The organism is Desulfovibrio sp. 3_1_syn3 (assembly GCF_000145315.2).
GTDB lineage: Bacteria > Desulfobacterota > Desulfovibrionia > Desulfovibrionales > Desulfovibrionaceae > Desulfovibrio > Desulfovibrio fairfieldensis.
The window spans coordinates 1305511-1317753 of sequence record NZ_ADDR02000001.1 but is presented as its reverse complement, the minus strand read 5'-3'; the positions used below and the strand labels follow the sequence as shown (position 1 = coordinate 1317753).

At 61.2% G+C, this 12243-nt stretch carries 11 protein-coding genes; 2 read left to right on the top strand and 9 right to left on the bottom strand.

Annotated elements, in window-relative coordinates; translation table 11 throughout:
* Positions 1 to 57: 57 nt before the first annotated feature.
* From leuB to HMPREF0326_RS05490, 9 genes are all read right to left on the bottom strand, one after another.
* Entirely contained in the window at positions 58 to 1131 is a 1074-nt protein-coding gene (leuB, locus tag HMPREF0326_RS05530; protein WP_008683516.1) for a 3-isopropylmalate dehydrogenase, read from the bottom strand.
* Between the two features lie 187 nt (positions 1132 to 1318).
* On the bottom strand, positions 1319 to 1816 hold the full coding sequence (locus HMPREF0326_RS05525) for a 3-isopropylmalate dehydratase small subunit (protein ID WP_008683515.1): 498 nt from the start codon (positions 1814 to 1816) through the stop codon (positions 1319 to 1321).
* Positions 1817 to 1940: 124 nt separating this feature from the next.
* Positions 1941 to 3203: a 3-isopropylmalate dehydratase large subunit gene (locus HMPREF0326_RS05520; protein WP_008683513.1), complete on the bottom strand. Its 1263-nt coding sequence runs from the start codon at positions 3201 to 3203 to the stop codon at positions 1941 to 1943.
* A 156-nt stretch (positions 3204 to 3359) separates the two neighbouring features.
* Complete coding sequence (locus tag HMPREF0326_RS05515; RefSeq protein ID WP_008683512.1) at positions 3360 to 4907, bottom strand: 2-isopropylmalate synthase; 1548 nt, start codon at positions 4905 to 4907, stop codon at positions 3360 to 3362.
* Positions 4908 to 5021: 114 nt separating this feature from the next.
* Entirely contained in the window at positions 5022 to 5786 is a 765-nt protein-coding gene (pssA, locus tag HMPREF0326_RS05510) for a CDP-diacylglycerol--serine O-phosphatidyltransferase (protein WP_008683511.1), read from the bottom strand.
* A 26-nt stretch (positions 5787 to 5812) separates the two neighbouring features.
* Positions 5813 to 6454: a phosphatidylserine decarboxylase family protein gene (locus HMPREF0326_RS05505; protein ID WP_008683510.1), complete on the bottom strand. Its 642-nt coding sequence runs from the start codon at positions 6452 to 6454 to the stop codon at positions 5813 to 5815.
* A gap of 401 nt (positions 6455 to 6855) precedes the next feature.
* The gene (locus HMPREF0326_RS05500) at positions 6856 to 7707 is read right to left on the bottom strand and encodes a carbon-nitrogen hydrolase family protein (protein ID WP_008683509.1); all 852 of its coding nucleotides are present in this window, start codon (positions 7705 to 7707) and stop codon (positions 6856 to 6858) included.
* Positions 7708 to 8104: 397 nt separating this feature from the next.
* A complete protein-coding gene (locus tag HMPREF0326_RS05495) occupies positions 8105 to 9715 on the bottom strand; it encodes a GGDEF domain-containing protein (protein ID WP_008683508.1) in 1611 nt (536 codons plus the stop codon).
* A gap of 12 nt (positions 9716 to 9727) precedes the next feature.
* Positions 9728 to 10501 carry a substrate-binding periplasmic protein gene (locus HMPREF0326_RS05490; protein ID WP_020990289.1) on the bottom strand — a complete coding sequence of 258 codons (774 nt, stop codon included), beginning with the start codon at positions 10499 to 10501 and terminating at the stop codon, positions 9728 to 9730.
* Between the two features lie 133 nt (positions 10502 to 10634).
* Here HMPREF0326_RS05490 and HMPREF0326_RS05485 point away from each other — a divergent pair, with 133 nt between their 5' ends.
* The gene (locus tag HMPREF0326_RS05485; RefSeq protein ID WP_020990288.1) at positions 10635 to 11012 is read left to right on the top strand and encodes a hypothetical protein; all 378 of its coding nucleotides are present in this window, start codon (positions 10635 to 10637) and stop codon (positions 11010 to 11012) included.
* A gap of 7 nt (positions 11013 to 11019) precedes the next feature.
* On the top strand, positions 11020 to 12144 hold the full coding sequence (locus HMPREF0326_RS05480; RefSeq protein WP_008683505.1) for a metal-dependent hydrolase: 1125 nt from the start codon (positions 11020 to 11022) through the stop codon (positions 12142 to 12144).
* Positions 12145 to 12243 lie beyond the last annotated feature (99 nt).

The following is a 12243-nucleotide window of genomic DNA, read 5'->3' as shown; positions in this document are numbered from 1 at the left end:
GGCGCGCGGCCTCCCTCCTTTCACGTTCTCAATGCCAACGCCCACGGCGTATGCGGACTACAGGCGCTCGATGACCTTGCGGCCCATCTCCTCGCAACCCACCAGGGTTTTTCCCGGCTCCATGATGTCGCCGGTGCGGTAGCCGTCGCGCAGGGTCCGGCGCACGGCGTTTTCAATGCAGTCCGCTTCGGCGGCGAGGTGCAGTCCCAGGCGCAAAAGCATGGCCCCGGAAAGGATGGTCGCCAGGGGATTGGCCTTGTCCTGGCCCGCGATGTCCGGCGCTGAGCCGTGGGCGGGCTCGAACAGGCCCGGCCCGGACGCGCCCAGGGAAGCCGAGGGCAGCATGCCCAGGGAACCGGTAATCACCGAGGCCTCGTCGGAAAGGATGTCGCCGAAAATATTGCCGGTGAGAATCACGTCGAACTGGGACGGGTCGCGCACCAGCTGCATGGCCGCATTGTCCACATACATGTGGGAGAGCTCCACGTCGGCATAGTCCTTGTGGACTTCCAGCACCACTTCTTTCCAGAGACGCGAGGTTTCCAGCACGTTGCTCTTTTCCACGGAGCAGACCTTGCCACGGCGCCGACGGGCGGTCTCAAAGGCCACCCTGGCGATGCGGCGGATCTCTTCCTCGTCATAGATCATGGTATTGAAGCCCGTGCGGCGACCGCCGCGCAGTTCCACGCCGCGCGGCTCGCCGAAATAGACATCGCCCGTGAGCTCGCGCACCACAATGAGATCAAGACCCTTGGCCGCCACATCCGGCCGCAGCAGGCAGGCCCCGGCCAATTCCGGCAGCAGCAGGGCCGGGCGCAGATTGGCGAACAGGCCCAGAGCCTTGCGGATGCCCAAGAGGCCTTTTTCCGGGCGCTTTTCCGGCGGCATACTGTCCCATTTGGGACCGCCCACAGCGGCCAGATACACGGCGTCGGCCTTGCGGCAGGCCTCCACGGTCGCCTCGGGCAGGGGCGAACCCGTGGCGTCCACGGCGGCCCCGCCAATGAGGGCCTCTTCAGAATCAAAGGTATGGCCGAATTTCTGGGCCGTGGCCGCCAGCACCGCAGCCCCCTGGGCCAGAATTTCCGGGCCGATGCCGTCGCCGGGCAGCAGGCAAATGGTTTTGTTCATGAAAAATATCCTTTTGTAAGACGATGTTGCGCCGTGGGGGAAGGAATCCCATGTAAAAAAGAGCTTCCTTTCCTCACGCCCATCCTCCCGAAAACGTTTATTCAGGTCAGCCTCCCTGGATAAACGTTTTCGGAAGAAGGGGCGGGGGAGAAATCTTTTTTCAAAAAGATTTCTCCTCCGCAAAAAATTACCCTCGCGCCAAGCGTTCCTTCACATAGCCAACCAAACCACCCTTGGACAGAATGGCGGCCATGGATTGGGGCAGGGGCGGGCAGGTGATTTCCGCGCCGTTGCTCAGGTCGCGTATGCGGCCCGTGGCGGCGTCGATTTCCAGCGCGTCGCCGTCGTTGATCTTGTCCACCTCATCGCCTACTTCCATGAGCAGCAGACCCATATTGAAGGCGTTGCGGTAAAAGATGCGCGCGAAGCTGTGACCGATGACCACAGGCATGCCCGCGCCCAGAATGGCGATGGGCGCGTGCTCACGCGAGGAACCGCAGCCGAAGTTGCGCCCGGCCACCAGGATGTCGCCCGGCGCCACGCGTTTGACCCAGTCCGGTTCCAGGCCGGACATGCAGTTCTCGCCCAGCTTTTTCGCGTCGGTGGTCACCAGGAAACGCGCCGGAATGATGGCGTCCGTATCAATATGTTCGCCCACTTTGTGGGCCTTGCCCTTGTAGTTCATGCTTTGACCCTCTGGAGAGACTCTCCGGAAAGGGAAACCCCTTGGGAAAAGGCTTCTCCCTTCCCCGGCCCCCTGTCTTTCCCAAAACTTTTATGACAGTCGCGCGCTTCCATCCGTAACGGTTTTACAACGTCCCGGGGGAAGCGATTTTACCCGCCACGGCGCTGGCCGCCGCCACCACCGGGCTCGCCAGATAGACCTCGGAGGAGAGACTGCCCATGCGGCCCTTGAAGTTGCGGTTGGTGGTCGCCACCGCGCGCTCGCCGTCGCCCAGAATCCCCGTATGGCCGCCCAGGCAGGGGCCGCAGGTGCAGGGCCCAACAATGCAGCCCGCATCCATGAAGACCTCCATGAGACCTTCCTTCAGGCACTGCTTCCAGACCGTGGGTGTGGAGGGCAGCACGATGCAGCGCACCTTTTTGTCCACCTTGCGGCCGCGCAGCACTTCCGCCGCGTCACGCATATCGCTGATGCGGCCGTTGGTGCAGGAGCCGATGACCACCTGCTGGATGGGCGTATCCCCGACTTCGGACACGGGCTTCACATTGGACGGCAGATGCGGACACGCCACCACGGGCTCCCGGCCCGTGACGTCGATCTCCACCACGCGCTCGTAGACCGCATCCGGGTCGGCGGCCAGTTCCAGACTCAGACCGGGGCGGCCGTGCTCCGCGCAATAAGCCCTGGTCTGGGCGTCCACGGCGAAGAGCCCGGCCTTGCCGCCGGCCTCGATAGCCATGTTGGCCATGGTCAGGCGGCCTTCCACGTCCAGGGCGTCAATGACAGGGCCGCCGAATTCCAAGGCCTTGTACAGGGCGCCGTCCACGCCGATGGCGCCGATGAGCAGCAGCATGAGGTCTTTGGCGCGCAGCCAGCGGGGCATCTCGCCCCTGATCTCGACCCGGATGGTGGGCGGCACCTTGAGCCAGGTCTCGCCCAGGGCCATGGCCGCCGCGATGTCCGTGGAGCCCATGCCCGTGGCAAAGGCCCCGATGCCGCCGTAAGTGCAGGTGTGGCTGTCCGCGCCAATAACCAGGTCGCCGGGGGCCACCAGCCCCTGCTCGGGCAGGAGGGTGTGCTCCACCCCGCAGTCGCCGCCCTCGTAATAATGGGTGATGCCCTGCTCTTCCGCGAAGTTGCGGCTGATCAACACCTGATTGGCCGAATCAATGTCCTTCTGGGGCGTGAAGTGGTCCATGACCAGGGCGATCCTGTCCTTGTCGAAAACCTTTTCCGCGCCCATGCCGCGAAATGACTTGATGGCCAGCGGGCCGGTAATATCGTTGGCAAGCACCATGGATACCCGGCACTGGATGATCTGGCCGTCGCACCGCACGGCCTCGTCGGTATGGGCTTGCAAAATTTTCTGCGCAAGCGTCTGAGGCATGTTCAAACTCCTTCCTGACAAATATGTATCTGATTAGCGGGCGCATTTTGCCTTCCGGCACAAGGAAGGCAAGTCGCCCACGACAGGCGCGTAGCCGTCTACGTAACTGGAGTGGGCGGCGTAGCCTGACGCAGCCCGGAAGGCAAAAGACGCCTGCTAATCATGCTGGCAGTGGAGGCGTGTGCCTTCTTCCTCCCTCTTGGCCAGATGATTCAGGGCATCCACATAGGCCTTGGCGCTGGCCACAAAAATATCCGGATGCGTGCCGCGTCCCACGGCGGAATGCCCGTTCTCCTTGATGCGCACAGTCACTTCGCCCAAGGCGTCGGTGCCGCCGGTGATGGCGTTGATGGCGTACTGCTCCAGCTCCGGCTCGCGCCCCACCATATCGGCGATGACGTTGAACAGGGCGTCCACCGGCCCCACGCCGAAGCCCGCGCCGCTCTTTTCCATGCCGTCCACATCCATGAGCACCGCGGCCGTGGGCGGCACGCCCCCGGCATCCGAGCTCTGCACGCTGACGTGCCGCAGGCGCAGGCGGTCCGGGATCCGGTAGATTTCCTGCTGGACCAGGGCCATGAGGTCGTCGTCGTGCAAAGTTTTTTTGCGGTCGGCCAACTGTTTCACGGCCTCAAAGACCAGGTTGAGCTGCTCGTCGTCCAGCTTGTAGCCCATGCTCTCGAACTTATTGCGCACGGCGTTGCGGCCCGAATGCTTGCCGATGACCAGATTGCTCTCGGTGCGGCCCACGGACTGCGGGGTCATGATTTCATACGTCTCGCGGTTCTTGAGCATGCCGTCCTGATGAATGCCCGACTCGTGCGCAAAGGCATTGGCCCCGACCACAGCCTTGTTGTTGGGGATGGGCTGGCCGATGGTCATGGCGAGCAGGCGGCAGGAAGGATAGAGCTGTTCGGTTTTGATGCCGTGCTCCAACCCGTAATAATCCCGGCGCACATGCAGGGCCATGACCACTTCTTCCAGCGACGTATTGCCCGCGCGCTCGCCGATGCCGCTGAGCGTCACTTCGGCCTGGCGCACGCCCACTCTGAGCGCGCCCAGCGTATTGGCCACGGCAAGCCCCAGATCATCGTGGCAATGCACGCTGAACACAGCCTTGTCGCTGTTGGGCGTGTTTTCAATGACATAACGGATCAGGTCCGCGTATTCTTCGGGCTGGGCATAGCCCACGGTGTCCGGCAGATTGATGGTGGTGGCTCCGGCCTTGATCGCCGCCTCGGTCACACGGCAGAGAAAATCCCGTTCCGAGCGCGAAGCGTCTTCGGCGGAAAATTCCACGTTGTCCGTGTAGGAGGCACAGCGTTTGACCCCGGCCACGGCCATCTTGAGCACGTCCTCGGGGTCCTTGCGCAATTTGTGCTTCATATGCAGGGGCGAGGTGGACAGGAAGGTGTGGATGCGCGGATTCTTGGCGCACTTCACGGCTTCCCAGCAGCGGTCGATATCGCTGTCCACGCAACGGGCGAGCCCGGCCACCTGAATGTCTCCGGCCTGCGCGGCGATGGTGCGCACGGATTCAAAATCGCCGGGACTGGAGGCGGGAAAGCCCGCTTCCATGATGTCCACGCCCAGCACTTCCAGCTGATGGGCAAGGCGCAGTTTTTCCTGGAGATTCATGGTGGCGCCGGGCGACTGCTCGCCGTCGCGCAAGGTGGTGTCGAAAAAATAAACGCGGTTTTGCATGTTCGTACTCCTCTGGGTTGACAAGATATATCTGCTTGCATAACGGCCGCCGTAAAGGGCGGCTGTCCAGGGAGCGCGTCTTCCGCCCGACGGGCGGCGAACCGTTACGCAGCCTTAATCGCTCTGGGGCGATAGGGCGCGTAGTAGCTGACGGTTGCGGCGGGGAAGAATCACAAAGGTGTAGGCGAGCCCGCCCGCGATATAGATAGCGCAGAGCAGAAAGCCGAACAGGCGGGGCAGGGAAACCACCAGGGCGAGAAGGAAAAGAAAAGTCACCATGGTGCGGACCGGATGGGCGCGCAGGAAATCATATTCCTTGAAGGAGAAATAGCGCACCCGGCTGACCATCAGCACGCCCACGCCCACGCTCAGAAGCAGGGCGAAGTAAGGCGTGACGGAAGCCAGGAAATCCGGAAACAGAGAGGCGAAAAAGACAAAGGTCACCACAGTGCAGCCGCCCGCCGGAATGGGCAGGCCGATGAAAAAGCGTTTGCCCACGGCGGCGCTGCTGACGTTGAAGCGCGCCAGGCGCAAAGCCCCGCAGGCCGCGTAGATGAACGCTGCGGCCACGCCCAGGCGGCCGAAAGCCTGCAGCTGCCATTGCCAGAGCAACATGGCCGGGGCAAGGCCGAAGGCCACCAGATCGGCCAGGGAGTCGTACTGCACCCCGAATTCACTGGCGGTGTTGGTCAGGCGGGCCACCTTTCCGTCCAGGCCGTCCATGAGGGCCGAGACCAGGATAGCCATGCCCGCTTCTTCAAAGCGGCCCTGCACTGCCCAGACCATCGACAAAAAGCCGAGAAACATGCTCAGCGTCGTGATCATGTTGGGCAGGAGATAGACCCCTTTATGCGGCTTTTTCTTTTCCATAACATCCATACTGTGGCCTGATCGGCGTATCCGGCTCAATGGACCCGGGCGATCACGCTTTGTCCGGCGAAAACCTGTTCGCCGATGCGTACAGCCGCAACATAGCCCCGGGGCAGATAAAGGTCAACTCGCGAGCCGAACCGGATCATGCCGTAACGCTGGCCGCGCGCCAGGGGATCGCCGGGCTCCGTGCGGCAGACGATGCGCCGGGCCACCAGGCCCGCGATCTGGACCATGCTCCAGACCTGGCCGTCGTCGCCGCGCAGGCGGTAGGCGCAACGCTCATTGTCCGTGGAGGCCTTGTCAAAGGCGGCGTTGAGAAATTTGCCGGGCCAGTAGCGGACATCCTCCACCACGCAGTCCACGGGCGCGCGGTTGACGTGCACGCTGAAGACATTCATGAAAATGCTGACGCAGCAGCAGGTTTCGTCACTGAAAGGATCGGCCCTGTCTTCGACACGGATGATTCTGCCGTCCGCCGGGCTGACGGCCAGGCCTTCGCCCTGGGGCACGACCCGCTCCGGATCGCGGAAAAAATGCAGGCTGAACCAGCAGAGCGCCAGCAGCGCCAGCGCCGGAAACCACCAGTCCAGAAGTGCGAAAACCAGAGACGAAAGCCCGGTCAGGCCGATGCAGGGCCATCCTTCGGGCGTTATGCCGCAATGTGCTGGGCGCATGGCAACTCCAAGGGAAACGTCGCGCTGTCCCGCGCGGCGGTATAATTGCAGATGAAGCCAAGATTATAGTCTGAGCCGGAGCGCAAGGCAAGGACGGCGCGGACCCGCGTCGCGGGCGGACGCCTCCCAGCCAGCTTTTGCCGGCTTCTTATTTGCCGCATTATCCGTCAAAACCACGCTTATTCCTTGCCAACGCTGAAAAATCTTATTTTTATTGTGTGAACAATAACAGCAACGGCCATAAGGCGGCAAAGCGCAACTTGCCGGGGAATTGGGGAGCCCCCTCAACAAGCGGATTTTGCAGGTTTGGGCCGGAGGCGCAACACAAGGAAGATCGCAAAATAAAAATTACAACTACACGTCAAAAATGAGAATAAAATACGTTCAATTTATACTGATGATTATGACAACAAATGTTTATAAGCGCTTACTTTTCTAAATTTGCCCAAATCTTCTGTATCGCGGTATTTTTTTATCGATTCCATATCAAATACAGCATACACCAAGCCTTCAAATTCTTCGTCAGCGACGATTATGCTGTTTTCTTGATGTCCCCAAACCATAGGATGAAATGCGCAGGAACAGCCTGAATTTTCCCCTGGTGGGTTTGCCATTGCAATGCCCACCATATTCTGCATGGCCTCCACTGACAATTCTCTTAATCTGAACGGTCTGACACAATCACAATCATTTGGCACCAGTATCAGCTCTGCGCCCTGCATCATTAGCTCTCTTGCACTTTCAGGGTATTCCCGGTCATAGCAAATCATAACTCCAATACATATCCCGTCAAAGTGACATACCTTAAATTCTTTACCGCTTTCAAGATAGCGTTCCAAATCAAAATCACAAGTATGAACTTTGCTGTATTTCAAAATGATTGAACCATCTCTGTCAATTATAAATGCAGTATTTTGAGGATATTTCTTCCCTTTGGTGAGACAAGTGATCTCAACACCGATGCTTAGTTCTTTCGCGACCCGTCTTATCTTTTCAAGATAAGTGCAGTCATCGTCTAAGGCATCTTCACACCACTTGGCAAATTCATCATTAGTTTCAATCTCTTCAACGGGCTGTAATGGTTCACAGATTTTCGGAAATTGATAAGCCGAAAGGAAGCATTCGGGAAAAAGAACAAAATCAGCGCCTTCCGCTTTCGCTTCTGTGATATATCGTATCGCTAGTTCCGTGTTCTCTCCGACATTTGACGTAGGTACTTTGTACTGTACCATTGCGACCTTAAATTTTCTCATAGCTTATTTTCCCTTTTCAAATAGGGGGCTATCAAAAGCGCCTTACCCGCCGACTGCGAACAAATGGCTCTTTGCAGATGAAGCGACTCATAATAAATGAAAAGGCAGTATTAGGGGATTGGTTCAACGTGCTGGAAAGGCCAGTACAAACAGCAATAAATCAGATACGTTAATCAGGCATTCGCTGGCAGCGGTTTTCAAGCAGCTCTGTCCTGCCGAACCCGCATCGCGGGAACACAGGGCCGCCCCGAAAAAAGCTGGGGAAGCACAGAGTAATGAGGATTTTTGTTCTCTGCCGAACGGCGAGTTGCGGGTGGAGGAAGTATATTCAAAGCCGACCTTTGCACGGAGTGAACCGGGCGCGGGCAGAGGGCAAAAAGGCCATCAACCCGCGTTCCTATGCGTCCTCGTCCCCGTACAGACAGATCCGGTCGCGGCCCCCGGCCTTGGCCCGGTACAGGGCCTTGTCCGCGCGGGCCACCAGTTCCGCCCCGGAGCAGCCCTCCCCCCGCCGGGCCACCGCCACCCCGATGCTCACCGTCACATACGGGGCCACCGCCGAATCGGGATGCGGCAGGCGCAACGAGCGGATTCTGTCCATGATCCGCTCGGCCACGGCCAGGGCCTGCTGCGCGACGACATCTTCCAGAATCACGGCGAATTCCTCGCCGCCGTAGCGGAACAAGGTGTCGTCATGCCGATAGAGCGTGGCCTGCATGGCCCTGGCCACGGCGACCAGACATTTGTCGCCGGCCAGATGCCCCAGAGAATCATTGTAGTTTTTGAACAAATCCACATCAATCATCAGCATGCCCACCGAAGCGCAACAGGCGCTTTGCGCCAGACGCGCGTCAAAGCTGCGCCGATTGGCCACGCCGGTCAGGGCATCCACCAGACTGAGGTTCTCGTATTTGTTCTTCTCCTGCTCCAGTGCGCCGGAACGCGCGGCCAGATCTTTCAGGTAGCCGCGCAGGCTGGGCACAAGATCCAGCAATTGCTGCAGCTCACGGATGCGCACGGGCGGCAGCGCCTTGGCCGGGCTGCCGAAGCGGATCTGGCGCAATTCCTGGGCGGCCAGGGAAATGGGCGAGAGGATATGCCGGTGCAGCACCGCCACGGTCCCCAGCACCATGGCGGCCAGCAGGGCGATGGAAATGTAAAAGCCGTTCCGCATGCTGCGGGCTTCGGCCCGCAGGCCTTCCATACCGGTATAGGCCCGCTGAAATTCCTCGCTGGAAGCGGCGTTGCTCAGGTCCTGGAGGGAGGCGTCCAGACTTCTCCAGAGCATCAACGCCTCCTGATCGGCCTCGCCCTTTTCGTTCCAGGCCTGCCCCACCACACGCAGATCACGCTGGAAGGCCGCGCAGTCCTCGCTCAAGGCGGGGGTGAGGTCCATACGGCGGCAGAGAGCCAGCACCGGCTCAAAGCTCTTCCGGGCCCGTTCATACTGGGCTTTGTCTTTCTCCCGAGCGGGCGAAGTGACGTGGCGCGAGCTGTGCGTGGGTTCAAGGGTGTGCACGTCGCCGGCGGCATGGCGCAGGAGCGCCAGCACTCCGGACAGACGCAGTTCGTTCAGATGCAGCGCGTCCGAGGCCTCGTCGCTGCGCTTGCGGGCATTGTCCAGCTTTTGCGTCAGTTCCTGCACGGTCTTGGCGAAGCCGGTGATCTCCGGAGAGCGCTCGAATACGGATTCGGCCACCAAGGCCTGGACCTTGAGCCGGGCCGCGCGCCGTTGGTCGGGATCCTCAGCCATAAAGACCACGGCGGCTTCGCTGCGCAGCACATTGATATTGTCCACCGTGCGCTGGCTGTCCAGGATGCCGGGCAAGTGCTCTTCTTCCAGGGAATCCGTGATCTGACGGATAGTGTCTAGACTGAGAAAGACCGCCAGTCCGGCCACGCCCAGCAGGAGCGCCGCGGGCAATATGAGCAGCGCCAGGAAGCGGTAGGCGCTGATGCGCCTGATTTTCCGGGATGGGGCTTCGGGCCGCCCCTGCTCTGCATCCATGCCGTGGCTCCGTCAATACAAGGTGTACGGGAAATAGTTGCGATTGATCCGCCCGAACACGCCGCTGAAACGGATGCTCCGGATGGCGCGGTTCAGTTCCTCGCGCAGCCCCTCCTCCCCCTTGCGCACGCCGATGTTCACCAGGCTGGGAAAGGAGTCCAGCGGCAGAGGATCGCCCAGCACTTCGAAATCCCGGCCCCGCTCGGAAAGCAGAAAACTGTAGCCCGCCAGGTCATTGGCCAGAACCAGATCCAGCTCCCCGGCGCAGAGCATGTCCAGCAGGCGGCCGAATTCGGCCTGGACAACCTCCGCCCGTTCAGCCCGGCGGTTTCGAAGATGGCCTATCTGCACGCTGCCCCCGCGCGCGCCGATCCTGACCACGCCGTCCTTCCCGGCCCCCACGTCGCCGGGCCTGCCGATATAGCCGGAACGCGCGCGAAAATAGGGCTTGGAGAAATCCATGAATTCCCGCCGCCCGTCAGTCTCACTGACCCCCAGCAAAAGGTCGAGCCCGCCGTTGCGCATGCTCTCAAGCAGTCCGTCCAGCGGCAGGAAGACGAATTCGCATTGGCGGCCCATGGCGCGGCACAGTTCCTCGGCCACCTCCAGGTCAAAGCCCGAGGCGTGACCGCGCCTGTCCACCAGGGAAAACGGAGGATAATTGCTGTCCAGGCCCACCCGCAACGGGGAGGCCCACGCCGGGGCCGACACGCCGAAGAACAGCAGCGACAGCGCAAGAACGCCCGCAAGGCGCAGCAGATCCGGCGCTCCCCACACCCTTTCCATGGCAATCCTCACCCGGATAATTCAGATAATCTGCAATGCCGCACTGCCGGCGGCGCATATATTTCAGGGATATAGGCCCTCTTGACTTCAAATGCAACGAGCCTTTCTCCGCCACTTGCCGGATGGGCCGCGCATGTCTATACTGAGAACCATGAAGGTCCTGGTAAAAAAAATCCGCGCCGCCCTTTCGGCGAAGCTCGTTCCCCTGGTTCTGGCGGCCCTGCTCTTGCCGGTTCTGGCGGGTTGCGGCCCCAAGGGCATCGGGGCGGGCTCCTCCTCGGACGGCGAGCGCGGCGCTCCGGCCCCGTCAACGGCGGAACAGCTGCGCTATCCCATGACCGGAGCCGGCAATACCCAGCGCATGCTCTACTATTACAACCGCCCGGACGTCATGAGCCGGATGCAGGACTGGCAGATCAGCCGCTTCAACCGCCTGACCGGCGCCCAGCCCTCACCCGAAGACCCGGCCTATCGCGCCGTGCCCAAGCAGCGCAGCCCCTTCCGGCAATAAAGGCCTTATGGATCCCATCACCCATGCCGCCAGCGGCGCCGTGGCCATGCTGGCCCTGTCGCGCCGCCCCCTCACCCGCTGGGCCGTGCCCTTGGCCGCCCTGGCCGCGGCCTCGCCCGACCTGGACCTTGTTTTTGTCTCCACGCCGCTGCAGTTCCTGCTGCTGCACCGGGGCATTACCCACTCCCTGGCCGCCATGCCCATACTGGGCCTGCTGCTGGCTCTCTGCTGTTACCCGCTCTGGCGTTCCACCACGCCGGGACGCTGGAATTTCGGCAAGGTCTGGCTGCTGACCTGCGCCATGGTATTGCTGCACATCTGGCTGGATGTGGTGACCACCTACGGCACCATGATTTTTCTGCCCTTCTCGCACGAGCGGGTGCGGCTCAACGGCGTTTTCATCATTGACCTGCTGCTCACCCTGCCCCTGCTCTGGGCCGTGTGGCGCTGGCGGCGCAAACGCGGCCTCATGCTCCTGGCCCTGGCCTGGGTTTTCGTCTATCCGGCGACGGGCGTGGGGCTCAACGCCTGGCACGCGGCCCAGGCGGAAGCCCTACTGCGGGCCGAAAACCGCCAGGTCAGCCATCTGACCGTGCTGCCCGACGCCTTTTCGCCCTTTTTCTGGCGGGTATTATTTGAGGAACAGGGGCCGGACGGCATGCTGGTGCGTGAGCAGAGCCTCAACGCCCTAGGCCGACCGCGCGCGCCCGAAACCACGCATCAGGCCGCGCCCTCAAGGCTGACAGAGGAACTTTCGCGCCAGTCCGTGACGTGCGAGACATTTTTTCAGTTCACGCTTCTGCCGGTCATGACGCCGCTGCGCCCCGAGGATGCCCCAAAGGCGCCCTCCGGCGTTCAGGACGCGCAAAATCTCCTGTTTTACGATCTGCGTTTCGGCAGCGGTCTGGCCTTTGTCCGCAAAATCATGGCCCTGCGCCCCCACGCGGACATTCCCTTCCAGTTGATGGTTGAAGTCGCCCCGGCACAGGCGCAATCCGGTGCGGAAACTGCGGATATGCTCCTGCTGCGCCAACGTCTGCGCTTTTCCGACAGTCGGCGCGACTCGCATTGGCAGCTGCCGCGCGTTCCCCGGCCGCCGTCACTGGCGGAATGGCTGGTGGGCCTGCGCTGAGGATTCCGGCGACTGCCCGGCGGCTTGCACCGCGCCCCTACTTGCAGTATGTGGCGTATATCAGCACATGGCTGGTTGTAACAAAAGCATAGGTTCTCG